Origin of the sequence: Rohdeia mirabilis (assembly GCA_007750655.1) — a bacterium.
Taxonomy (GTDB): Bacteria; Planctomycetota; UBA1135; order UBA1135.
In genome coordinates, this window is sequence record CP036290.1 from 111840 (window position 1) to 137636 (window position 25797).

15 protein-coding genes are annotated in these 25797 nt (G+C 70.6%); 14 read left to right on the top strand and 1 reads right to left on the bottom strand.

Translation table 11 applies throughout. The features are described from left to right. The first annotated feature begins 91 nt into the window (after positions 1 to 91). The 13 genes from Pla163_RS00420 (at position 92) to Pla163_RS00480 (ending at position 21657) form a co-directional block, all read left to right on the top strand. Positions 92 to 2248, top strand: a complete 2157-nt coding sequence (locus Pla163_RS00420; RefSeq protein ID WP_145181886.1) for a beta strand repeat-containing protein — start codon at positions 92 to 94, stop codon at positions 2246 to 2248. A gap of 116 nt (positions 2249 to 2364) precedes the next feature. Beyond that, positions 2365 to 4530: an FG-GAP repeat domain-containing protein gene (locus Pla163_RS00425; RefSeq protein ID WP_145181889.1), complete on the top strand. Its 2166-nt coding sequence runs from the start codon at positions 2365 to 2367 to the stop codon at positions 4528 to 4530. 151 nt (positions 4531 to 4681) lie between these two features. After that, entirely contained in the window at positions 4682 to 5203 is a 522-nt protein-coding gene (locus Pla163_RS00430) for an FG-GAP repeat domain-containing protein (protein WP_145181892.1), read from the top strand. A gap of 387 nt (positions 5204 to 5590) precedes the next feature. Continuing rightward, on the top strand, positions 5591 to 7753 hold the full coding sequence (locus Pla163_RS00435; protein ID WP_145181895.1) for a beta strand repeat-containing protein: 2163 nt from the start codon (positions 5591 to 5593) through the stop codon (positions 7751 to 7753). A gap of 510 nt (positions 7754 to 8263) precedes the next feature. Further along, positions 8264 to 9388, top strand: coding sequence for an FG-GAP repeat domain-containing protein (locus Pla163_RS00440; RefSeq protein ID WP_419186153.1), 1125 nt, complete (start codon positions 8264 to 8266; stop codon positions 9386 to 9388). Between the two features lie 70 nt (positions 9389 to 9458). After that, positions 9459 to 10853, top strand: coding sequence for a carboxypeptidase-like regulatory domain-containing protein (locus tag Pla163_RS00445; protein ID WP_145181902.1), 1395 nt, complete (start codon positions 9459 to 9461; stop codon positions 10851 to 10853). 135 nt (positions 10854 to 10988) lie between these two features. Further along, positions 10989 to 13580, top strand: coding sequence for an FG-GAP repeat domain-containing protein (locus Pla163_RS00450; protein ID WP_145181905.1), 2592 nt, complete (start codon positions 10989 to 10991; stop codon positions 13578 to 13580). A 77-nt stretch (positions 13581 to 13657) separates the two neighbouring features. Then, positions 13658 to 14593: an ABC transporter ATP-binding protein gene (locus tag Pla163_RS00455; protein ID WP_145181908.1), complete on the top strand. Its 936-nt coding sequence runs from the start codon at positions 13658 to 13660 to the stop codon at positions 14591 to 14593. After that, positions 14590 to 15441 carry a hypothetical protein gene (locus Pla163_RS00460; RefSeq protein WP_145181910.1) on the top strand — a complete coding sequence of 284 codons (852 nt, stop codon included), beginning with the start codon at positions 14590 to 14592 and terminating at the stop codon, positions 15439 to 15441. Before Pla163_RS00455 ends, Pla163_RS00460 begins: the two co-directional genes overlap by 4 nt. A gap of 216 nt (positions 15442 to 15657) precedes the next feature. Next, on the top strand, positions 15658 to 16569 hold the full coding sequence (locus Pla163_RS00465) for a PDZ domain-containing protein (protein ID WP_419186154.1): 912 nt from the start codon (positions 15658 to 15660) through the stop codon (positions 16567 to 16569). After that, on the top strand, positions 16566 to 18161 hold the full coding sequence (locus tag Pla163_RS00470) for an FG-GAP repeat domain-containing protein (protein WP_145181916.1): 1596 nt from the start codon (positions 16566 to 16568) through the stop codon (positions 18159 to 18161). Before Pla163_RS00465 ends, Pla163_RS00470 begins: the two co-directional genes overlap by 4 nt. Further along, positions 18161 to 19882 (top strand): FG-GAP repeat domain-containing protein, encoded by a 1722-nt coding sequence (locus Pla163_RS00475; RefSeq protein WP_145181919.1) that lies wholly within the window; start codon positions 18161 to 18163, stop codon positions 19880 to 19882. Before Pla163_RS00470 ends, Pla163_RS00475 begins: the two co-directional genes overlap by 1 nt. A 149-nt stretch (positions 19883 to 20031) precedes the next feature. Further along, positions 20032 to 21657, top strand: a complete 1626-nt coding sequence (locus tag Pla163_RS00480; RefSeq protein ID WP_145181921.1) for a peptide chain release factor 3 — start codon at positions 20032 to 20034, stop codon at positions 21655 to 21657. 21 nt (positions 21658 to 21678) lie between these two features. Here Pla163_RS00480 and Pla163_RS00485 read toward each other — a convergent pair whose 3' ends face one another. Next, entirely contained in the window at positions 21679 to 22998 is a 1320-nt protein-coding gene (locus Pla163_RS00485) for a peptidase MATCAP family protein (RefSeq protein ID WP_419186155.1), read from the bottom strand. A gap of 245 nt (positions 22999 to 23243) precedes the next feature. Here Pla163_RS00485 and Pla163_RS00490 point away from each other — a divergent pair, with 245 nt between their 5' ends. Continuing rightward, positions 23244 to 25784, top strand: a complete 2541-nt coding sequence (locus Pla163_RS00490) for an FG-GAP repeat domain-containing protein (protein ID WP_145181927.1) — start codon at positions 23244 to 23246, stop codon at positions 25782 to 25784. The last annotated feature ends 13 nt before the right edge of the window (positions 25785 to 25797 follow it).

The window sequence follows — 25797 nt, forward strand, 5'->3', positions numbered from 1 at the left end:
TGCCAATGTTGCTGCGGATCACAGCGACATCGACGGCCGGTGGCACCTGCGTGCCTGACACCGTACCGATCGAACGGACCCTCCATCGCGCATGGCTCTCCACCCCGCGGCCGCCCCCGGCTTTCTCCTGCTCGCCACCTCCGCGCTCGCGGGCTGCTCCAACAGCGACGGCGGGAGTGGCACCACCGCCGCACCGACGGCGCTGTTCCCCGGCCTGCGTCTCGGGGTCGGCTTCCGCCCGCTCGCGGTCGAGCTCGAGGACCTGGACGGCGACGGGATCCTCGACCTCGTGACGGCGAACCAGATGTCGGGGGACGTGTCGATCCTGCTCGGGGAAGGAGCGGGAACCTTCGCGACAGCCACCTCTCTCAGGGCCGGCGCACTGCCTGCCGCGCTCGCATCGGGCGACGTGGACGGGGACGGCGTCCTCGACCTCGTGGTGGCGAATCCCAACCTGGACCGGATCACCGTCCTGCGCGGCGCTGGAGGTCCGCCTTTCGGCACGCCCACGACCTTCGCGGTCGGCGACGCTCCTTCCGGGGTCGTGCTCGGCGACCTGGACGGCGACGGCCGCCTCGACGCTGTGACGGCGAACCTGGTTTCGGACGACGTGTCGGTGTTGCTCGGTGTTGGAGACGGTGCGTTCGCCGCGGCGACCTCGTTCGCGGTGAGCAACTCGCCCCGCGCGGTGGCGCTCGCCGATCTGGACGGGGACGGGAACCTCGACGTCGTCGTCGCGAATCCGAGCGCGCTGTCGGTGTTGTTGGGATCGGGCGACGGAACGCTGGGCGCAACCACCACCTTTGCGGCCGGGAGCGGTGTCGGTGCGCTGGAACTCGGCGACGTCGACGGCGACGGCGTGCTGGACGTGGTGACTGCGAACTTCGACTCGGACGACGTGTCGGTCCTTTTGGGCGTCGGGGACGGATCGTTCGGGGCCGCGACGGCGTTCGGGGCCGGCAATGGGCCCAGCGCCGTGGCGCTCGGCGATCTGGACGGCGACGGCGCGCTCGATCTGGCGACTGGCAACTACTTCTCGGACGACGTGTCCGTGCTCCTGGGCGCGGGCGACGGGACCTTCGGCGGTGCGATCACGTATGGAGCCGGGACCGAGCCCGAGGGCGTCGCCCTCGGCGACGTGGACGGTGACGGCGAACTCGACCTCGTGGTCGCCAACCGCGACTCGGAGGACGTCGTCGTGTTGCTCGGGGCGGGCGACGGTTCGCTCGTCCGAGCAAGTGCGTACGCGGTCGGCGACGAGCCGGTCCAAGCGACGGTCGGCGATCTGGACGGGGACGGCGCACTCGACCTGGTGACGTGCAACTCCTCCTCCGACGACGTGTCGGTCGTGCTGGGCGTGGGAGACGGGACCTTCGGCAGCGCGACGGCCTTCGGCGCCGGCAACGGACCGAACGCGGCCGAACTCGGCGACCTCGACGGCGACGGAGCTCTCGACCTGGTGACGGCCAACCTGGTGTCGGACGACGTGTCGGTGCTCCTCGGCGTGGGCGACGGCAGCTTCGCCAGCGCGACGGCGTACGCGGCGGGTAACGGGGCCGATGCGGTGGCGCTCGGTGACGTGGACGGGGACGGGAACCTCGACGCGGTGGCTGCGAACTCGACCTCGAACGACGTGTCGGTGCTGCTCGGTGTGGGCGACGGGACGCTCGCGATCGCGCTCGTCTTCGCCACCGGTGACAGACCCAACTCGGTCCTGCTCGGCGATGTGGACGGAGACGGAAACCTCGACGTGGTGACGACGAACCAGGACTCGGACGACGCGTCGGTGCTCATCGGTGTCGGCGACGGGACCTTCGGCGCGGCGACGCACTTCGGCGTCGGCGACCAGCCTCGGTCGGGAGTGCTCGGCGACCTGGACGGCGACGGGAACCTCGATCTGGTGGTCGCGATGTTCGCGCTGGACCAGGTCGCGGTGCTACTCGGCGCGGGCGACGGGACCTTCGGCAGCGCGACGAACTTCGAGGCCGGCGACGGTCCCACGGCCGTCGCGCTCGCTGACGTGGACGACGACGGAGCGCTCGACGTGGTCACCGGGAACCTCGGGTCGGACGACGTGACGGTGCTCGCCGGCGCGGGGGACGGGACGTTCGGCAGTCCGACGGCGTTCGTGGCCGGAAATGGTCCAGCTGCAGTGCGGCTCGCCGATCTGGACGGCGACGGGGACCTCGACCTGGTCACGACGAACGGACCCCTCGACAGCGTGCTGGTGCTGTCGAACCAGCTCTGAGCCGGGCGGTCCACCGAGGGGGCGATGCCACAGAATCGGATTCGGTGACAGGTGGGGCACGCGGACGGCGCTCGGAGGGTGCGGCCACTTCCGGCCCGCTTCGCACCAACGCTCCCATGCCGTCGATCCGTCCCTCCTTCTCGTCCTCCGCCGCTCTCCTGGCCCCCCTCCTCCTCGTCCTCCCGGCCTGCTCCGGCGGCGGGTCGAGCTCTCCGGCCCCGCCCAGACAACTCTTCGCCGGCGCCCAGTACCCCGTCGGATCCATCCCGTTCGGCGTGGCCTTCGCCGACCTCGACGGGGACGGCCGCGACGACCTGGTGACCACCAGCCTGACGGGCGACACGGTCTCGGTGCTGCTCGCGGCGGGCGACGGGACCTTCGGAGCGGCCCAGAGCTTCGCCGTCGGGGGCGCTCCGATCGGCGTCGTGGCGGCCGACCTGGACGGGGACGGCGCGCTCGACCTGGCGACCGCGAACAACGGTTCGGACGACGTGTCGATCTTGCTCGGCGTCGGCGACGGGACGTTCGGCGCCGCGACGAGCGCCGCCGCGGGCAACGGCGCGCAGGCCGTGGTGGCGGCCGACCTGGACGGGGACGGCGTGCTCGACCTCGCCGTCGCGAACTTCTTCGCGGGCGAGTTGAGCCTGCTGTTCGGCGTCGGGGACGGGACCTTCGCGGCGCCGGTCGCGCTGGCGGTCGGAGCCGAACCGACCTCGCTCGTCGCCGCCGATCTGGACGGGGACGGCGCGCTCGACCTGGTCGCGAGCAACTCCCAGGACGACGACGTGTCGGTGCTGCTGGGCGTCGGCAACGGCTCGTTCACAGCCGCCGTGGACCACGCGGTCGGGAACTCGCCCCAGTCGGTCGCCGCGGGGGACGTGGATGGCGACGGCGTGCTCGACCTGGTGACGTCGAACTTCAGCGACGACAGCGCGTCGGTCCTGCTCGGCGTCGGCGACGGGACCTTCGCCGCGGCGACCGACTTCGCCTGCGGCAGGCTCCCGCGCGCGATCGCGCTCGTGGACCTGGACGGCGACGGCGCGCTCGACATCGTCGCGGCCGACTCGAATCCCGACTCGGTGACGGTGCTGCTGGGAGCGGGCGACGGGTCGTTCGGCACGTCCGAGAGCTTCCTCAGCGGCGACAACTCCACCGCGCTGGCGTTCGACGACGTGGACGGGGACGGCCGGCTCGACGTGGCGGTCACGAGTGCCGGGGGCGCCAACGTGACGGTGCTGATGGGCGGCGGCGACGGGGCCTTCGACGCGGTGCGCCTGTTCGACGTGCCGGACCAGCCGCGGTCGGTGGCGATCGGCGACCTGGACGGGGACGGTGTGCTCGACGTGGTGGCTTCGACCGATGGCGGCGGTGGCGCACAGGTCCTGCTGGGCGTGGGCGACGGCGAGCTGGAACCGCCCCAGGACTACTTCCTCGGGTTCGATCCGGCGGTGATCCGTCTGGCGGACCTGAACGGCGACGGCGTGCTGGATCTCGTCAACGGGGACCCGGGTTCCGAGGAAGTGGTGCGGCGACTCGGCGTGGGTGACGGCACCTTCGGCATCCAACTGGCGTGGGGAGTCAGCGCCGCGCCGACCGATCTGGCCATCGGCGATCTCGACGGGGACGGCGCGCTGGAACTCGTCTCGGCGATTCCGTCGCTGGACGCGGTGTCCGTGCTGTTCGGCGTCGGCGACGGAACCTTCGCGGTCCCGCGCGTGGAAGTCTCCGCCGGCGCGAGCCCCGATGCGGTGGCGCTGGGTGATCTGGACGGTGACGGAGCGCTCGACATCGTGGTTGCGAATCGCACGGCCGACACCGTCTCGGTGCTGCTCGGCGTGGGCGACGGGAGCTTCGGCGCGATCGCGAGCTTCGCTGTCGGTGGTGCGCCCGACGACGTGGCCCTCGCCGACCTGGACGGCGACGGCGTGCTCGACGCGGTGACGGCGAACTCCGGTTCCGACGACGTGTCGGTGCTGTTGGGGGTGGGTGACGGAACATTCGCGTCGGCCGTGTCGCACGCGGCCGGCGACGAACCGCGGTCCGTGGCGATCGGCGATCTCGATCGCGACGGCGTGCTCGACCTGGTCACCGCGAACGCCCAGTCCGACGACGTGACGGTCCTGCTCGGCGACGGGAGCGGGAGTTTCGATGCACCGCTCGCGTTCCGGTCCGGCAGCAGCCCCCTCGACGTGGCGCTCGGCGACCTCGACGGCGACGGGCGCCTGGACGTGGTCACTGCGGCCAACTCCGTCGACCAGATCTCGGTGCTGCTCGGGCGGTGATCGGTAAGCCGCTCCAGCGCTCGACGCGATCCGTCGCTGTGCCTCACGGCGTCGCGCATCGCGGCATCGTCGGTCGTCGCCGCGTAGCTGCGGTGCTTCGTGGTTCCGGCGCGCGGCCGCGAGGGATCGCCGACCCCACCACTTCGCGACCATGACTCGACGCTCCCGACCTCCCGTTGCATCGGTGCTCGCGGTGTGCGGCGCGGTCGCGGTGCTGCTGGACGCGGTGGACGGATCCCTCGGTGTCGCCACGGCTTTCGGTGTGGGGCTACAGCCCACCGACTTGGCGCTCGCTGACCTGGACGGGGACGGGGCGCTCGACCTGGTGACGGCGAACCGCAACTCGGACGACGTGTCGGTGCTGCTGGGCGCGGGGGACGGGACCTTCGGCGCCGCGACGGCGTTCGCTGCGGACGACGATCCCCAGTCGGTGGCGATCGGGGACCTGGACGGGGACGGCGCGCTCGACCTGGTGACGGCGAACTTCACCTCGAACGACGTGTCGGTGCTGCTGGGCGCGGGGGACGGGATCTTCGGCGTCGCCTCGGACTTCGGCGCGGGCACCAGACTTTCGTCTGTGGCGATCGGTGACCTGGACGGGGACGGCGCGCTCGATCTGGTGACGGCGAACGGCACCTCGGACGACGTGTCGGTGCTGATCAACCAACGCTGAGCGCGGCGGCGAGGTCGGACCTCGCCGACTCTGCTCGAGCGCGTGGGGTGACTGGTTTCGGCACCACGCGTTCCATGCGCCGTGCGCGTCGGTGCGCAGCGCATGGAACGTGCGTTCGTTCGAGCGACTCGAAGTTTCGATTCGTCGCGCTCGAGCGCGAGGCGGCGTCGCCCCGATCGGGTCGCCGACCTCGTGCGACTCGTCGACGTGAGGCACGGCGGGTACCGTGAGGGCGCGTCGTCGGCGCGTCCGCGAGGGGCACCCCACCGAGATCGAGAGGGCTGTAGGCTCTAGGGCTCTTGCGACGCATCGTCCACTGGACGGACACGGGCCTCGACGCACCGCGGCTCTCGGCCCTTCCCCCCCCCCCACCCCAACGAGTTCCGCATGTCCTCGACGCTCCGCACCGCGTTGGTTCTCTTCCCCGTCGTGTTCGGTTCCTTCGCGCTGAGCGGTTGCTCGGGTGGCGGCGGTGGTGGCGGGGCCGCGCCGAGGCTCGCGTTCCCGGGGCTGCGGGTGCCGGTCGGCGACTCTCCCCAGTCGGTGGCGACGGCCGACTTGGACGGGGACGGGGCGCTGGACCTGGTGACAGCGAACGGCAACTCGGACGAAGTGTCGGTGCTGCTGGGCGCGGGCGACGGGACCTTCGGCGCCGCCGCGGCCTTCGGCGCGGGTGACTCTCCCCGGTCGGTGGCGATCGGGGACTTGGACGGGGACGGGGCGCTCGACCTGGTGACGGCGAACAGCGGCTCGGACGACGTGTCGGTGCTGCTGGGCGCGGGGGACGGGACCTTCGGCGCCGCCACGGCCTTCGGTGCGGGGAGTGGTCCCTTCTCGGTGGCGATCGGTGACCTGGACGGGGACGGGGCGCTCGACCTGGTGACGGCGAACAGCGGCTCGGACGACGTGTCGGTGCTGCTGGGCGCGGGGGACGGGACCTTCGGCGCCGCCGCGGCCTTCGGTGCGGGGAGTGCTCCCACCTCGGTGGCGATCGGGGACCTGGACGGGGACGGGGCGGTCGACCTGGTGACGGCGAACAGCGGCTCGGACGACGTGTCGGTGCTGCTGGGCGCGGGGGACGGGACCTTCGGCGCTGCGATGGCGTTCGCTGCGGGCGACAGTCCCCTGTCTGTGGCGATCGGGGACCTGGACGGGGACGGCGCGCTCGACCTGGTGACGGGGAACGCGACCTCGGACGACGTGTCGGTGCTGCTAGGCGCGGGGGACGGGACCTTCGGCGCCGCCACCGCCTTCGGTGCGGGGAATTTTCCCTTCTCGGTGGCGATCGGGGACCTGGACGGGGACGGGGCGCTGGACCTGGTCACGGCGAACAGGTCCTCGGACGACGTATCGGTGCTGCTGGGCGCGGGGGACGGGACCTTCGGCGCCGCGACGACGTTCGCTGCGGGCGACGATCCCTCCTCGGTGGCGATCGGTGACCTGGACGGGGACGGGGCGCTCGACCTGGTGACGGCGAACCGCAACTCGGACGACGTGTCGGTGCTGCTGGGCGCGGGGGACGGGACCTTCGCCGTCGCGACGGCGTTCGCTGCGGGCGACGATCCCCAGTCGGTGGCGATCGGGGACCTGGACGGGGACGGCGCGGTCGACCTGGTGACGGCGAACAGCGGCTCGGACGACGTGTCGGTGCTGCTGGGCGCGGGGGACGGGACCTTCGGCATCGCCGCGGCCTTCGGCGCGGGCGACTCTCCGATCTCGATGGCGATCGGTGACCTGGACGGGGACGGGGCGCTCGACCTGGTCACGGCGAACCGGTCCTCGGACGACGTGTCGGTGCTGCTGGGCGCAGGGGACGGAAGCTTCGGCGCCGCCGCGGCCTTCGGCGCGGGTGACTCTCCCCGGTCGGTGGCGATCGGGGACCTGGACGGGGACGGCGCGCTGGACCTGGTGACGGCGAACCGCAACTCGAACGACGTGTCGGTGCTGCTGGGCGCGGGAGATGGGACCTTCGGCGCCGCCACGGCCTTCGGCGCGGGGGACTCCCCCTTCTCGGTGGCGATCGGTGACCTGGACGGGGACGGGGCGCTGGACCTGGTGACGGCGAACTTCAACTCGAACGACGTGTCAGTGCTGCTGGGCGCGGGGGACGGGACCTTCGGCGCCGCCGCGGCCTTCGGCGCGGGTAACGGACCCACCTCGGTGGCGCTCGGTGACCTGGACGGGGACGGGGCGCTCGACCTGGTGACGACGAACAACAACTCGAAAGACGTGTCGCTGCTGCTGAGTGCGGGGGACGGGACCTTCGGCGCCGCGACGGCGTTCGCTGCGGGCGACGATCCCCAGTCGGTGGCGATCGGGGACCTGGACGGGGACGGCGCGCTCGACCTGGTGACGGCGAACGTGTTCTCGGACGAGGTGTCGGTGCTGCTGGGCGCGGGCGACGGGACCTTCGGCGCCGCGACGGCGTTCGCTGCGGGCGACGATCCCTCCTCGGTGGCGATCGGGGACCTGGACGGGGACGGCGCGCTCGATCTGGTGACGGCGAACGGCACCTCGAACGACGTGTCGGTGCTGATCAACCAACGCTGAGCGCGGCGGCGAGGTCGGACCTCGCCGACTCTGCTCGAGCGCGTGGGGTGACTGGTTTCGGCACCACGCGTTCCATGCGCCGTGCGCGTCGGTGCGCGGCGCATGGAACGTGCGTTCGTTCGGTCCTCGGGGTCTGCCGCGTCGTTCGCTCGAGCGACGGCCGGCCCGCTCGAGCCCCCTCGGTCGGGCCGAACCCGCAGATCGCGAGCGGATTGGGTCGGCCGGGAAATCGGGTACCGTCCGGCCTCTCCGTTGCCAGCGAGACGCCATCTCGGGCCCTGGCATGCCTCGGTTCATGGCTCGTTACCCGGACCAACTCTGCACACCATGTCGCTCAAGTCTCTTGCGGCCTTCGTTCTCCTTCCCGTCGTGCTCGGTTCCCTCGCGCTCAGCGGTTGCTCGGGTGGTGGAAGCGGTGGTGGAAGCGGTGGTGGAAGCGGTGGTGGCGGTCCCACACCGGAGCCGTTGTTCCTCGGGCTGAGCCTTCCGGTGGGGGTCAGTCCCAGATCGGTGACGACCGCCGACCTGAACGGGGACGGTGCCCTCGATCTGGTGGCGGCGAACAACGGCTCGCACGACGTGTCGGTGATGCTGGGCGCAGCCGACCGGACCTTCGGCGCCGCCACCACCTTCGGCGTGGGGAGCCGCCCCGTTTCGGTGGCGATCGGCGACCTTGACGGGAACGGTGCCGTGGACCTGGTGACGGCCAACAGCAACTCGAACGACGTGTCGGTGCTGCTGGGCGCGGGGGACGGGACCTTCGGCACGGCCCAGTCCTTCGGGGTCGGCACCTTCCCTCAAGCGGTGGCGATTCGCGACCTGGACGGGGACGGGGCGCTCGACCTGGTGACGTCGAACGGGTTCTCGGACGACGTGTCGGTGCTGCTGGGCGCGGGGGACGGGACCTTTGGCGCCGCCGCGGCCTTCAGTGCGGGGAGTGGTCCCAACTCGGTGGCGATCGGGGACCTGGACGGGGACGGGGCGCTCGACCTGGTCACGGCGAACGGTAACTCGGACGACGTGTCGGTGCTGCTGGGCGCGGGGGACGGGACCTTCGGTACCGCCACGGCCTTCGGTGCGGGGAGTGGTCCCGAGTCGGTGGCGATCGGGGACCTGGACGGGGACGGCGCGGTCGACCTGGTGACGGCGAACGGGTTGTCGGGCGACGTGTCGGTGCTGCTGGGCGCGGGGGACGGGACCTTCGGCGCCGCCGCGGCCTTCGGCGCGGGGATCCAGCCCTTCTCGGTGGCGATCGGTGACCTGGACGGGGATGGCGCGCTCGACCTGGTGACGGCGAACTTCAACTCGGACGACGTGTCGGTGCTGCTGGGCGCGGGGGACGGGACCTTCGGTACCGCCGCGGCCTTCGGTGCGGGCAACGGTCCCGAGTCGGTGGCGATCGGTGACCTGGACGGGGACGGGGCGCTGGACCTGGTGACGGCGAATCGGAACTCGGACGACGTGTCGGTGCTGCTGGGCGCGGGGGACGGGACCTTCGGCGCCGCCGCGGCCTTCGGCGCGGGTAACGGACCCACCTCGGTGGCGCTCGGTGACCTGGACGGGGACGGGGCGCTCGACCTGGTGACGGCGAATCGGAACTCGGACGACGTGTCGGTGCTGATCAACCAGCGTTGAGCTCGGAACGGCGATCGGTCGGTCGAAGCTCAGGCACCGCACCGATCGCCGCAACGTTCGTTCTCGAACCATGACTCAACGCTCGCGATCCTCCATCACGGCGCTCGCAGCGTGCGGCGTTCTCGTGGTCGGACTGTGTGCCTTGCTCGTGCTCTGGGACGCGGACTCCGATCCGCAGGGCGCTGACCTCGAGCCCGTCGTCTCGCTCGACGGCACGCTGCCACTTCGGGGCGCGGCGGACGAGCTGGAAGGCCATCGGCGCGACGCGGTTGCCGACGCCGCCCGCGACCGGCGCGCGGCCCTCGAGCACGAGCCTGCGGTCGAGGCCGCATCGGACATCGACGTGGATGCCCTGCCGGCCGGAGAGCTCGAAGTCGTCGTTCGCCTGGGCGCTCGCGCGGCGGACTCCCGGCCGGCCGACGGGTGGGTCGCCCTCCAACGCCTCGAGGGCAACGATCTGGCGACGCCGTTCGACCCGGCGCTGACGATCGAGGCGCCGCTCGAGAACGGCGTCGCGCGTTTCGAGGATCTGCCCCGGGGCGTGCTGCTGCTCGGCGTGCACGTGGGTCCGGGGCCGCCGCTGCGCACGACCTGGGTCAACTCGCGCGTGCGCGGCGCACGGCTCGAGTTCAGACTCGGTGACACGCGCCTCCACGGCTGGGTGCGCGACTCAAGCGGAGCCGCGGCCCATGGCGCGCGCGTGTGGATCACCGGTCGGCAGGGTGCGGTCGTCGCGTCGTGCGCACCGGACGGGTCCTACGACGGCGGCGGCGTCCTTCCCGCCGGGCGCTTCGAGGTGCGCGTCGAGGGCCACCCGATCGCCGATGTGTCGCCCCGGCGCACCGTCGATCTGCAGCCCGGCTCCGTGCGCGAGGTCTCGTTCGGACCCGGCGGCGACCTCGCGCGTTGGACGGGCCGCGTGCTGGCGCCGGACGGGTCGTTGGTCAGCGCCGCCGACGGCTTGCCCGCGAACGCCGTGCAGCTCGCCGCGCGGGGTGGTCGCGGACGTGTGTTCGATGTGGAGGTGGTGGACGGTGCGATCGACCGGTGGTTCGAGCGCGACGTGTACGCGCTGCGCTTCGTGGAAGATGGAGCGCCCGTTCGAGCGACGCGGTTCGACGACGTCTTGGATCGATCACCGGGCCGCGGGTACCAGAGCGCTCACGACACGATCGACCTGAACTCTGACCTGGTGCGCGACGTCCTGCTCGCGGGCTTCGTGCTGACGGGTCGGGTCGACATCGACACGAGCGCGGCCGCGAACGGCGCATCACCATCCGTCGAGCTGCGGTCAGCACATGTGTTCGACGGGCTTCGAGCCACAGTCGGCGCCGACGGAACGTTCCGCTTCGTGGCGCTCGAGCCCGGTACCTACGAGCTGCATTCGTCGGGCGCGGAAACGGCCTTCGTCGCCATCGACGCGCGCGGACCGACCGTCGTCGAGGTCGAACCGATCCAGGACTAGCCAGGCGATCGATGCCAGGGTGAGCGACGCGGCATCTGGTTCAAGGCCGTCAGCAGTCCATCGTGAACGCTGGTACTCTGCCGAAGCCCGAGCGGATCACGAGCCTCAGGCTCCGCTAGCACCACCCCGTCCACCATGAATCACTCTCCTTGCCTTGCACTGTTCGCCCTTGTCGCTGGCGCCTCGACGGCGACGGCGCAGTCCCTCACGGCGTTCATTGATGGGCTCGGCGGCGGATCGGAAGGCATGCGCGGGTTGCCCGAGTTGGTGCTGATAGGCTCGCCGATTCCCGGCAACCCCTTCGAACTCAGCGTCGCGAACACGGTGCCTGGCTCGCTCGTCCTGCTTGGCGCTGGAGTCGACGGGGCACCATTCCCGCTTCCTGAGTTCGACGCGACGCTCCACGTCTTCCTGCCTCTGTTCGTGCTCGCAACCAGCACCTCGGGCGCTGCTGGAAGAACAGCGCCGCTCGTTGGACAGAGCCCTCTCGATCCGGCACTCGCGGGCGCATCGTTCTTCTCGCAGGCCGTCGTCGTCGACACGGGAGCGACCGGATCGCTCGCCTTCACCAATGGTGTGCGCATCGGCATCGGAGCTGGGAACGACGATGCGACCGAGCTCTTCCCCGGATTCGCGAGCCCGTTCGATCGCGAGGTGATCCGCATGGAGGTCGCAGATCTCGATGGTGATGGGCATGTCGACGTCATCGCGACCTGCGAGAGCCCGAACGTGGTCGCTGTCAGCCTAGGGCGACCGAACGGGCGTTTCGACGCGCCAGTCGACTACGACTGCGGAGCTGCCGTTCAGCAGCTCACCATCGGCGATCTCGACCTCGATGGAAACCTCGATGCGATCACAGCGTCCGGCTTCCTCGGAGTCTCGGTGCTGCGCGGCCTCGGCGACGGGACGTTCGCCGCTCCGATGCGCGAACCCAACATCTCCGCCGCCACGAACATCGCGCTGGCCGACGTCAACGGTGATGGAAAGATCGATGCGGTCACAGGTCGCGGCAACACGTTGACAGCGGCGGTGCTGCTCGGCGACGGAACAGGCGGTTTCACACAGGTCATCGATTGGGGCCTCACCAGCACCCCCAGTTTCGTGGCTCTCGAGGACATCGACTCCGACGGACACATCGACGCGATCTTCAACTCGAGCCATCCAGACGTAGAACTGACCGTCCTTTTCCGGGTCGGGGGTGCGATCGTAGGCGCGCCTCTCATTGTCATTGGAAGCAGTGCCTTCAGTAATGCGTTCGAGCTCGTGGACTTGAACCAGGACGGCTTCTTGGACCTCGTCTACTTCGATCCAACAGAGGCTGTCTCGAAGACTGGACTAAAGCTCCGTTTCGGGCGAGGAGGCGGAGCCTTCGACCCTGTAGTCGTCATAGCGGATGGAACGAAGTTCTATTCACTCGACGTTCTCGACGTCGATGGTGATGGAATTCTCGATCTCAGCGGGCGCCCGAGCAAGGGAGGGGTCAGCGACGCGGACAGGGACCTCGCGATCTTCTTGAAAGGGAACGGCGATGGGACGTTCCAGGCGCCGCTCGTCACCGAGAAGTCGTCAGGCTCCCACCTGTCCATCGTGTCGGTTGACGCGGATGGAGTCCTCGACGCGTTGGTCCTTCGAGATTCGTACCTCGAAGTCCTTCCCGGTAACGGCGATGGGTCGTTCGGCGTCGATAGGCGAGTCGTCAGCGATGGCGAATACAGTGGCTTGATCGCGTACGGGGTCGATCGGACCGGGGATGGACTCACTGACATGATCGTCCAAGCGGGGGCGACCGAGACGCGTCTGCTTGTCTTGGACGGCCATGGATCGTTTGCCGAGATCGGTGTGCTGAGCGTGCCAACGCGCATAAAGGATCCGATCGTAACCGACGTGAATTCTGATCAGCACATCGACCTGGTCGCCACTCTGCCGTTCAACGACGAGGTCGCTGTATTCCTGGGCGACGGCGCAGGAGGCTTCGACATGCCGTCCACCTTCAGCGTCGTGAACGAGTGGGGGCTCGGCTTCGAGCCCACAGTGCTAGCGTCTGGTGACCTGGACGGCGATGGCTATCAGGATCTCGTGACGGCGAACAGGTCCTCGAGGGATGTCTCGGTGCTGATGGGCCTGGGGGATGGTTCCTTCGCGAGCGCTCGTGGTTTCTCGATCGCGAGCACGTTGTTCAACGGCAACAAGCCTGCCGATATCGCGCTGGCCGACTTCGACCGCGATGGACACCTCGATGTCGTCACGGGGAACGAGATGGAGTTTGCGGTCTTGTTCGGCAATGGAAGCGGTTCCTTCGGGCCGGCCATCGAGGCTGCGCCGGCCTCGTTCGCGAACTTCGTAGCGCCACTAGACCTCGACGCCGACGGGTTCGTCGATCTTGTGGGCTGTGTCTATGGGCCCACCGAAGCTGTCGTCTTCTGCCGCGGCAATGGCGACGGATCGTTCCAGGCTCCTGTTGCGTCACCTGTTTCGAGCATCGAGGGGCCTGTCCTGACGGACTTCGATGGCGATGGACGGATCGACTACGTCGTCGGCGGCAACTTCTGGAAGGGTGTCGGTGACGGTACTTTCGAGAGCGTCGGCAGGTTCAGATCGGGCCTCGCGAGCATGGTGTCACTCGCTATCGACTTCGACGGTGATCTGCTGCCGGACCTCGTCAACGTCGAGAGTGGGGGTGGTGCGGACTCGATCGTCGTACTTCCGAATCAGCTCGTAGGGCAATAGCACCGCAATGATCTTGCTCGGTCGCGGGCTCGTGCCGGACACCGTACCGATCACAGCGTGCTAGGCTCCCGCGCCCCATGCCCGCCCTCGAGATCCAGTCCCTGCGCAAGCGCTACGGCCGCCACGAAGTGGTGCACGGCGTGTCGCTCGGCGTCGAAGAAGGTGCGGTCTACGGGCTCGTCGGGCCGAACGGGTCCGGCAAGACGACGACGCTGTCGTGCGCGCTCGGGCTGCTGCGACCGACCTCGGGCACGGTCTCGGTGCTGGGTGAGTCGCCGCGGCGTCTGCACCGGCTCGGTGGACGGCTGGCGGTCGTGTTCGACACGTCGATCGCGGTGCGCGACCTGACCGTCCGGCAGAACCTGCGCTATCTGGCGCGCCTGAACGGGAAGCGCGACCTGCGCGACGAGGACGAGCTGCTGGGCCAGGTGGGACTGACCGCTCTGGCCGACGCGCGCGCCTCGAGCCTCTCGCTCGGGCAACGCAAGCGCCTCGCCATCGCGGGTGCGCTGCTCGCGCGGCCCGAACTCCTGGTTCTCGACGAACCCCTTTCGGGCCTCGACACCCTCGGCGTACGGCAGGTCCTGGCGCTCATGCGCGGCCTGCGCGACGAGGGCGTGACGCTGCTCCTGTCGAGCCACCGCCTGCACGAGATGCAGGAGGTCGTGACCCACGTCGGCGTGCTGCTCGGCGGCGAACTGCGCGTGGACGGGCCGCTCGACGAAGTGCTCGGCCGCGCGACCGGTCGGCACCGCGTGCGCGCCACGCCACTCGAACGCGCGCGCGAGATCGCTGCGCGCACCGACGGCGTCGAACTGCTCGACAGCGCGCGCACCGACGAGCTGCGACTGCGGCTCGCGCCCGACGGTGCGCCGCGTCTCGCCCGCGCGCTGGTCGAAGAGGGCTGCGAACTGTTCGCACTCGAACGCGAGGAAGAGAGCCTGCAGACGGTCTTCGAGGGCCTGGTTGACGCGCACGCCGCGGCGGCCACGAACTTCGAGGCCACGTCGTGAGAGGCACCCTGCTCGTCGCGCGCAGCGAGTGGTACCGCGACGTCCGCGCCCGCTCGACCTGGATCTTGGCGCTGCTCGTCGCGCTCGTGCCGACGGTGCGCGTCGTCGCCTGGCGCATCGCCGAGGCTCCCGCGCGGCTGCGGATCGCACAGTCCGGCGACGGCGGCGACGACCTCGGTGGCACCGGTTGGGCGCCGCTCGTGGAGAGCTGGCGTTTCGGCCTCGTCCTGGGTGCGCTGGCCCTGTTGATCCACTTCGCGCGTGGACTGGCCGGCGACCGCGACGCCCAGATCGCACGCCTGGCCGTTACGCGCTCGGTGTCGCGCAGTGCGCTCGTCACGGGTCGGGCCCTGCTCGCGCCGATCTACGTAGCTGCGGTGGTCGCGCTCACCGGTGTCTCGGCCTGGCTCAGCGTCGGCGCGTCGTACCCCTTCGGCGACCTCGTCGTGGACGGGTACACGCTGGTGACGTCGGACGAATTGCGCGCCGAGCTGCAGCGCTCGATCCTGATCACGCTGCCCGCGCTCGTCGCCCTGTGCTGCACGGGTCTGCTCGTCTCCGTCCTCAGTCGATCGGCCGTGGCGGCGGTCGCTCTGGCGGCGACCGGGTTCCTCGGCTACGACCTGTTCAAGGAGTTGCTCGGCGAGCACGCGCCGCTGGTCTTCGCCACCTGGGTGCCGTCGATCTTCGACGCGTCGGCCCTGGGCGAGACGGTGCAGGTGGCGCTGGGCTACTCGGACGCCGGGCTCGCCACCGAGAGCGTGCGGATGGCGGCGATCCTGCCCTGGCCCCAGGCCTTGGTGGCGCTCGGACTCGCGGTCTGGATCGCGACGCGGCGGCGGCTGTAGCGACGCGTTCGACGTCCGAGCGTCGGTGCAGCGAAGTCCACCACGATTCGGGAGACCGCGAGGCGCTGCGCGCGTAGTACCGCCCGCGAGCCGGACCGCGGCGATCGGCCGGTGGCCGCTACGATGCGGCGCGGCGACGCCTTCGGACGGTCCTCTCCTCGAAGCTCGACGACCTCGAACCGCGCGCGTCCCTGCGCGCGGCGACCCGACTCCCCCATGACGACCCTTCGATCCTCGCTCGCACTCCTGGCCGTCGTTCTCCTGGCCAGTTGCCGGTCGGTCGCGGTGCCGATCCCCGACCCGCCGCCCGAGGCCGCCGAGTGGGAGCGCGCGGACGCCCAGGTCGCCGGCGCCTACCTGGGACTGCGAACGAGCGAGAACGACAGCGGGCGTCTCGACGATCTCTCGTTCGATCCGGGCGTGCGGGTGGATCGCGTCGACCCGAGCTCTCCGGCCGACGTGGGCGGACTGCGCCCGGGCGACATCGTCCTGAGCTGGGACGGTGCGGAGCTCTTCGCGCCGGAGTCGCTCGAGGTGCTCGAACGAGCGGGCGCGGGCGGTCAGGTCGTACAGCTCGAGGTGCGCCGCGACGACACGATCTTCGAGGTCCCGGTCACTCTGCGCGCCGTCGCGGCCGGGAGCGCCGGCGAGGTCCGCGTGGTCGCGCGCGTCGATCCGGTGCGTTCGCGCGCGCGCTGGTGGACGGCGCCGGACGGTGCACGACTGGTGGCCAGCGACGTCGGTGGACCGTTCCCGGCCGGCGGCGTCCCCGTCGGAGCCGTGGTGCACGAGGTGGACGGCGAACCCGTGCTCTCGGCGCGCGGCCTGATCCGGCGGATGCTCGCGCTCGAGCCCGGCGCGACGCTGCGCGTGACGTGGAGCGCCGGTGGTGGCGAACGTTCGGTGTCGAAGGTCGACCTCTACGACGCGCCGCGGATCACGACCGGCTTCGGTCTGCCGATCCTCGCGCACTACGACCACGATCCGGACGCGCGGACGACGAGCTTCGTCCTGCTCGACCTGTACGTCATCAGTCTGCTGCGCTTCACGCGCGACGGAGAAGAGCGCGAGTGGCGCGTATTGCGCTGGTTCCGCACCTCGTCCGGCGTCGGGGAGCTGAGCGAATGATCGCGAACCTCTTCGCCGTACTCGCGGGCCTCGGCGCCGCACCGTCGAACCACCCGCCGGCGGCCGACGCCACCTACGTGGACGCCTCGATGACCTTCGAGGGCGAGCTGTTGGGCGTGGAGTTCGTCGAGCTCGATCCCGCCGCGGGGCGCGAGCTCGTGACGGTGCGCCTGCGTGACGACGGGCGCCGCCAGCTGCGCGTCCACGTGCAGGACGGACGCGGCTATCGAGCCGAACCGCTGCACGAGGTCGACATCCTCGAGGACGTCATCGCGTACGGATTCGCGGACGTGCGCGCCGAGGCCGGACGCGAGCTGATCCTGGTGACGCGCACCGGCGCGTGGTCGTACTCGCTCACGAAGCGCGGCTATCGCGGCAACATCGAACGGCTCGTGGACGCGCCGCTCCTGCTCGACGTGCCGAGCCCGCGCGCGCTGCCCTTCTGGCCGTACGTGCTCGAAGCGCCCGGCGGTGATCGTCTGCTGTTGCCCGAGCGCGAGGGGTTCGCGGTCTACGGTCCGCGCGCCGCGACCGGCGACGACGAGGACGGGGCGGCCTACGAACGCATTGCGCGCTTCGCGGCTTTCGAGGTCCCGGAAGCGGCCGGCGGTGCGGCGACGCGCGACCGCCGCGGTTCGGCCGGCGCGGACGAGGAGGGCGTCGCGTTCGTGCTGCTCGGTGGCGCGCGCGGCCCGTTGCTCCCCGAGTTCGAGGGCGGCGGAAGCCTGTTGTCCGACACGAAGGGCTATGCGGCGCCGGCGCTCGCCGACGTGAACGGCGACGGGGCGGCGGATCTGGTGCTCCTGACCGAAGGCGGCCTCCAGGTCCACCTGTCGCGCGCCGGGCGTTTCACCGCGCAACCCGATCGCGTCGAGGCCTTTCCCGACTACCTGAGCGGTTCCGAGGAGGAGCAGTCGCCGCGCCTACGACTCGTGGACCTCGACGGCGACGGCGACCCGGACGTGCTGGCCACGATCGAGCGCGAGGCCGACGGGTTCGCGGACTCGGACGTGCGCGTCCTGCTCCTGATCAACGACGGCCGCCGATTGCTGCCCGAGAAGCCGAACCAGGTGATGCGCTTCGAGACGGCGTCGCTGCGGATCGACGTGGTGGACGCGAACGCCGACGGTCGCCCCGACCTGTCGATGCGCAAGTTCAACCTGCCGACGCTCATGGACGCGGTGACGGGGCTCGAGTTCTCGCTGACCTATCTCGTCTACTTCGGCGAGAAGGCGCGCGACCGCGTGGTGGCGCGCAAACCGGCGCTCAAGCAGACGCAGACGTTCGACGAGAACGGCGTCGCCGAGGTCATCAAGTTCCGCCGCTTCGAACTCGACTGCAGCGGCGACGGACGCCCGGATCTGGTCGAGATCGACCTCTCCGGGCGCATCGCGATCCGCCGGCTCGTGTTCGACAGCGGCTTCTTCAGCGGCGACACCTGGGAACTCGAGCGCGATCCCTGGAAGCGTTTCGACACGCGCGGCGACGTGCGGCAGCTCGACGTGCTCGATCTCAACGGCGACGGCCTGGCCGACATCGCCAGCCGCAGCGACGACGCATTGACCCTGTTCATGTCGCGGAGGACGCGCTGATGGTGACTCTCTTCTGTGCGCTCGCGCTGCTGGCTCCGACCTGTGTCCAGGGGGCGCCGGCGGCTGCCGCGACGGCGGATCCGCCGAAGGCCGCGACCCACGGCTCGACCGTGATCGAACTCGAGGACGACGCCACTCGCGTCGCGCTGCGCGACCTCGACGGGGACGGGCGGCGCGACGTCGTGCTCGTCGGTCCCGCTGGCGTGCGCGTCCGCATCCAGGACGCGGACGGCACGTTCGGACCCGAGCGGGGCACGGCGGACGGCGCGGAGCTGTTCCGTTGGCCCGGCGACCACCTGGCCTGGTGCCTCGCGGATCTCGACGGCGACGGCGCGATCGAACTGGTCGTGCTCGGCGGCGACGGCGTCGTCTCCGTCCACCCCGCGGGCGCGGACGGCGTCGCCGAGAGCCGCGTGGTGCTCGAGAGCCAGTGCTACCTGCCCCACGGACTGACGCGCATGGGCTTCGCGCGCGACGTGAACGTGGACGGGCGCGTCGATCTCGTGCTGCCCGGGGCCGGCGAGTATCGCATCCACCTGCGCGGCGAGGACGGGACCTACGCCGACGCGATCCGCATCGCGTTCGACGTGAACGTGCGCTACGAGGTCGGCGATCCGACGTCGCTCGACTCCAGCTTCGGCCAGACGGTGCGCGTGCCGTGGTTCGGCATCGAGGACGTGGACGGCGACGGACTCGAGGACCTGGTCGCGCGCACGGCGGATCGGGTCGACTTCTACCTCGCGCGGCCCGAACTGCCAGCGGCGCCCACCTGGTCGCTGGACCTCGAGAAGCTGCGCCGCGAACTTCCCGAGCGCGGCGACATCGACTTCGACAACCTGCTCGCGAACATCGAGCCGGGCGTCGAATACACCCTGGCCGAGCTCGACGGCGTGGCGCCGCGCGACCTCGTCCTGCAGATGGCGGGCACGGTGAAGGTCTATCTCGGCGGTTCGGTGCGCGGGGTCGACGGCGATCCCGACCAGGTGCTGCGGATCTCGGGCAATCTGCTCGACGTGCTGGTTCGCGACACGGACGGCGACGGCGTCTCCGACCTCCAGATGCTGCGCGGCGACAAGGTCTCGCTCGGTCGCGTGCTGCGTTGGCTGATCCTGCCGGGCACGCTCGACTTCGAGCTCTTCACCTACCGCAACGAGGGCGGAGCGTTCAGCCGCAAGCCGACGCGGCGCAACACGGTGTCGTTGAAGATCCCGCGGCTCCTGTCGTTGATCGAGCAGGTCGAAGAGGTCGAGGACGAGGTCGAACGCCAGCAGTCGGTCCCCGCGCGCCGCATCCGCCTCGCACCGGGCGCGGCGGACGCCCCCGCGCTGGACGTCGTCGACGTGCGGCCGGGGCAGCTCGATTTCTTCGCCGCCTGCGCGCCGCCGCTCGAGGACGACGTGTTGCGCGCGTTCCGCGACGGCGACGTCCAGCGGGGGTTCCAGGACCTGGTGCTCGACGACCTCGATCGCATGGGCGACGGCGAGACGAAGGTGATCGACGTCGGCGACCTCGACACCTGGACCTACTCACCGGGCGCGGCGCTGCGCGAGTCGCACAAGGGTCGCGAGCCCGTCTCGAGCGTTCCCACCGTCTTCGAGGGCGACGAGGAACCGGCCATCGTCGTCAGCGACCTGGACGGTGACGGCGGCGGCGACGTGGTGCTGTGGCGCGCCCGCGAAGGCGGCGGACACACGCTGCAGCTGATCGTCCTGCGCAACTGACCGGTCCGGGCCGAGCGCTGGGTCCTGGACCGGTTCGGTCGATCCCCGTTCGCCGCGAAACTCGGCCACGGGGGGCGCCAGCGGGTCGCGCGGCCGCTAGTGTGCTCGGCCCGCGCGTCGGCCCAGCCCCCCCGCCGACGCCGGCCCCCATGCACCCCGAGATCGCACGCCGGCGCACGTTCGCCATCATTTCCCACCCGGACGCGGGCAAGACGACCCTGACGGAGAAGCTGCTCCTGTACGGGGGCGCGCTCGAACTGGCGGGTTCGGTGACGGCGCGCAAGGACCAGCGCACGACCGCCTCGGACTGGATGGAACTCGAGCGCCAGCGCGGGATCTCGGTCGCGTCGACGGTGCTGCAGTTCGAGTACCGCGACCACCAGCTGAACCTGCTCGACACGCCCGGGCACAAGGACTTCAGCGAGGACACCTACCGCGTGCTGACCGCGGTCGACGCGGCCGTGATGGTCGTCGACGCGGGCAAGGGCATCGAGAGCCAGACGCGCAAGCTGTTCGAGGTCTGCCGGATGCGCGGCGTGCCGATCTTCACGTTCATGAACAAGCTCGACCGGCCCGCGCGCGACACGCTCGAGCTGCTGGACGAGTTGGAGGAGGTGCTCGGGATCGGGTCGTACGCGGTCAACCTGCCGATCGGTTCGGGCCAGACGTTCCGCGGCGTGTTCGACCGCCGCGCGCGCCAACTGCACAAGTTCGAGCGCGTCCCCGGTGGCTCCTACCGCGCGCCGGTCGCCGTTTCCGACCTCAACGACTCGGCAGCGCTGGCCGACATCGATCCCGACGTGCTGGGGCCGACGGTCGAACAGCTCGACCTGCTCGACGGCGCAGGCGAAGGCTTCGACCAGGCGGCGGTTCTGGCGGGCGAGCTGACGCCGGTGTTCTTCGGCAGCGCGGCGCGCAACTTCGGCGTGCAGCTGTTGCTGGACGCGTTCGTCGATCTGGCGCCCTGCCCGGGTCCGCGCCGCGCCGGCGAACGGCTCGTGTCGCCCGAAGAGCCCGGCTTCTCCGGCTTCGTGTTCAAGATCCAGGCGAACATGGATCCCAAGCACCGCGACCGGATGGCGTTCGTGCGCGTGTGCAGCGGCGTCTTCGAGCGCGACATGGCGGTCACGCACACGGCCACCGGCGAGCGCGTGCGACTCTCGAGTTCGCACCGCGTCTTCGGCCAGGATCGCGAGACCGTGGACCGCGCCTATCCGGGCGACGTGATCGGTCTCGTCGGTCGCGACGGCTTCCGCATCGGCGACACGCTGGCCGAGGATCCGGGCCTGTCGTTCGACGTCATCGCGGCCTTCGCGCCGGAGACGTTCGTCTGGATCTGGGGCGACAACACCGGCGAGGCGAAGCGCTTCTCGAAGGGTCTGCAGCAGCTGCTCCAAGAGGGCGTCGTGCAGGCCTTCGAGGTCGAGGGCGAGGAACGGCGCGGAACGCTGCTCGGCGCCGTCGGTCCGCTGCAGCTCGAGGTCGTGCAGCACCGGCTGCAGTCCGAGTACGGCGCCAGCTCGCGCACCGAGCCCAGCATGTGGTCGGTGCTGCGGTGGGTCGACGCGCCGGCCGAGGACGTGCAGGCCGCGCACATCGGCGGCAGCGCGAAGCTGTGCAAGGACACCGCCGGACGCCCAGCGATCCTGTTCCGCGACGCCTGGGCGCTCGACTACTACACGTCGTCGGCCGGGGCGCTGCCGCTGGTCACCGTGCCGCCCGACGAACGCAGCGGCGCGCGCGCGAGCGGTCGCGCGGGCCGCAAGCGGCGCTGAGCTCGCTCCGCCGACGTCGCTTCAGTCCGGATCGGAGCCGTCGTCGGCCGCGGCGCGCGGTCCGCGCTCGTTCCGACCGAAACCCCGCAGAACGGGCACGTGGGCCAGCATCGCGGTGTCGCTCGCGTGGTGGTCGCTCGGCGGCAGCGAACTCAGGAAGCTCGTGTACGCCAGGAACGTGACCAGGTAGCGGTGGTCGCTCGCCCACGGCGGCAGGTACAGCGGCGGGCGACACAGCCCGAGCTCGGCGAGCCGCGCGAGGGCCGGGATGTCGTCGACGTCGAGCTTGCCGCAGAAGAGCAGCTGCAGGCCGTCGGTGCGCCCGAGCGAGACCACGGAGCGCAGGAAGTCGGACACGCGCAGGAACCCGTCGAGGTAGACCGAGTCCTTGGTGAAGGGCGCGCCGCCGGTGAGGACGCCGCCGCGGAAGACGCGCCGGGTGCTCTCGAAGGCTTGGCTCTCGCTCGCCGCGCGTTCGCGGTAGTAGCGGTAGACCTGGAGGAAGTCGGCGCCCTCGATCGCCATCTGGATCGCGAGCACGCGGTCGGCGAGGCGGCGCGTGCGGTCGGGATCGAGCGTGCCCGTGATGAACTCGGCGAAGACGGCGAGACCTTCCTGGGTCCGCGTCGTGCCCGCGTGCGACGCACCGAGGATCGGAACGGCGTCCTGGTGACCGCCGTTGAGCGACGTGCAGACGTGGACGTAGGCCTCGTGCTGGACGAGCTGTTCCACGTCGCGGTCGGTGAAGCAGGCGTCGCGGCGGATCTGGACGCGACGCGGACCGGCAAGAGCGTTCGCGGAAAGGTGGTCGACGACGAGCACCTCGGGGGCGTCCGTGCCGAAGAGCGTGTCGCAGGCCTCGCGCATGCGCACCGCCACGGCGTCGGCGAGGTGGCACGCGGCCGGTGGCGCGCCCAGATCCACGTGCGACACTTCGGCGAAGACGCGGTCGAACGTGCGCGCCAGCTCGATCGGACTGCCGCCCGCGTGCGGCGTCGTCGGCAGGCCGTAGAGGCGCGCGCCGTACTCGAGGAAGGCCGGCTTCTCCACCGAGGCGAGCAGGTCCGCGGAGGTGGCGATCGCGTCGGCGGTGCGTCCGAGCCAGGCGTCGATCACCGGCTCGAAGTCGATCAGCGCGCGCGCCTCCGCGAGCTGGGCGTGGACCGGCGCGGCGTCGAAGCTCGGGTAGCTGACGCGCGGCAGTTCGCGTGCGCCGTCCGCGAAGAAGCGCTCCTTGACCTCCGGCGACCACGCGATCGAACGCAGGATGCGGACCTTCGACTCGGCGAGGCGCAGGAGGCTCGTGGCGCGGGTGAGGCGCTCGGTGGAGAGGGTGGGCACGTGGGAGCGGGAGGTTCGAAGGCGGAAGAGGATGCCGATCGGAGCGGCGCCTGTCGCGTTCTGATCGACGCGCCGTGCCAATGCCCTGCAGGGCTGGCGCGCGATTCGCAGTCGTCGTGGCCGATGAGGACGAGAGCGAGAGCCTCGGCGCTCGAGAGTCCCGAGGGCGCCATGACGGTCGACTCCGCGTCGATCCCTCGGGTGCCGTAGCCTCTGTGGGGCCCTTCGCCCCGGACCCCCCACGAATGAAGCTCGCACCTCGACTTGGCCTCGCCCTCCTGGCCCTCTCATCGACGGCGTTCGGCCAGGTCTGCAACGACCAGGCCTTCGTCGAGAACCTCGGCGGCGGCTCGCCCGGCACCCACGGCGTGCCGGTGCTGGCCTACAACGGCTCGCCGATCGTCGGCAACCCGTTCGGATTGAAGGTGACGAACGCGCTGCCGAACTCGGTGGCGGTGTTCGCGGCGAGCGCGACCGGGTCGCCGATCCCCCTGCCGACCTACGGCGCGACCCAGCACCTGCTCCCGCCCTTCTTCGCGTTCGAAGTGCGCGCGGTGGACGGCGCCGGTGTCGCGCGCGGGTTCCTCGGTCAACGGGCGCTCGCGCCGAGTCTGTGCGGCGTCGAGTTCTTCACGCAGGTGCTCGTCGCGGACGCGAACGCAGCTGGCTTCCTGGCCTTCAGCGCCGGTCTGCACGTCGGCGTCGGGGCAGCCGTGGACCGCGATCTGTTCGTTGGCGCACGGAACGTGGTCGGCAGCGAACCGACCGGTGTCGCGATCGGGGACGTCGACAGCGACGGGATCCTCGACGTGGTGACGGCGGACGCCAGTTCGAACACTTTGACGATCCAACTCGGTGTCGGCGATGGACGGTTCGCGACCGGTTCGACCATCTTCCTTTCCGTCGGGCGTCCCTATGCGATCGAGCTCGCCGACCTGGATGCGGACGGTGCGCTCGACATCGCCGTGACGCTCTCGCTGTGGAATTCGACCATGATCCTGCTCGGAGCGGGCAACGGTACGTTCGTGCAGAAGCAGCTCCTGCCGACGGATTCGCTCCCCGTCGCGCTCGAGGTCGAGGACTTCGACGGCGACGCGATCCTCGATCTCGCGATCTTCACGGTCAGCAACGACAGCGTGATGGTCGCGACCGGCGTCGGTGACGGCACCTTCGTCAGCGGTCCGAGCGCCGCATTCGCTCTCGGCCCCCAGAACGTCCGAGCGGCCGACGTGGACGGCGATGGCGTCGTGGACCTTCTCGCCGCCAACTACATCACGAGCACGATTTCGGTCCGGCTGGGTGTCGGGAACGGAACGTTCGGCGCCGAGACGAGCTATCCGAGCGGCGCCGGGCCCATCGGCCTCGCCATCGGCGACTTCGACGGTGACGGGAACGTCGACGTGGCGACGACCAACGACGACACCGACACCGTGTCGGTCCAGCTCGGGACGGGCAGCGGCGCGTTCGGCCCCCCCGTGTCGGTGGCAGCGATCGAGATCCCGCGCCTGATCGACGCCGTCGACGTGGGTGGTGACGGCACGCTCGACCTCGTGGTCGGTGGCGCCTTCCCGCCCGAACTGTACGTCCTGACCGGATCCGGAACGGGCACCTTCGCGGTCGGTACGTCCTCGTCGATCGGACTCCTGCCGAGCGACCACGTGATTGCCGATCTCGACGGCGACGGCCGCTTGGACGCGGTGGTCGCCAACGCTGGGACGAACGACGTCTCCGTCCTCCTGAACGACGCGGCCGGTGGACTCGACGGCACGCGGTCCCACGACGTCGGCAACGATCCTGTCGGTACCGCGCTCGCCGACTTCGATCGCGACGGTCTGCCCGACATCGCGATCGCGAATCGGGGCTCGGACGACGTCACGATCCTCCTCGGTTCGGGGGGTGGAGACTTCGTTCACGGGGGGACCATCCCGGTCGCGGCCGGACCCATCGACGTGGCGATCGGCGACGTGAACGCGGACGGACGGCCGGACCTGGTCGTGGCCTGTTTCTACGGCGATGCGTTGTCCATCCACCTCGGCGTCGGCGACGGGACTTTCCTCGCGCCCATCGTGATTCCCGCTGGCGACGGTCCGCGGTCGGTCCTGATCACGGATCTCGACGGGAACGGTGTGCTCGACCTGATCGTCGCTCACTTGTTCGACGACGAGCTCGCGTTCATGCGGGGCAACGGCAGCGGTGGCTTCACGACCGTTGCCACGCGTCCGACGAATCGCGCCCCCGTGGATCTCGTCCTCGGCGACCTCGACGCGGACGGGATCGACGACCTCGCCGTCGCGTGCATCATCGATCCGAGCGTCCAGTGGATGCTGGGCGGCGCCGGCGGGAACTTCGGTCCGATCCAGACCCGAGTCCTCGCGAGCTTCCCCCAGTCGATCGCCGCCGCCGATGCAACTGGTGACGGCCACCTGGATCTCGTCGTGGCGGCCGGGGCCGCGTTCGGCAACACCGTGCTCGCCGGGGACGGCAGCGGCTCGTTCGCACCCGTTCAGATCGTCCCGAGCATCGCCACACCGTTCCATCTGGCAGTCGGTGACGTCGACGGCGACGCACGGATCGACCTCGTGTACGCGACGCAGTCGGCGAATGCGCTGTGCGTCCGTCGCGGCCTCGGCGGCGGGGCCTTCGCTCCCGAGGAGCGCTTCTCGGCGGGCTGGGATCCGTCGACCGTGACGCTGGCGGACGTGGACGGCGACGGCATGCTCGACGCGGTCGTGGCCAATCGCTCGAGCAACGACGTCTCCGTGTTGCTCGGGCGGTTGCTGGAGTAGAGGCGTGCAGCGC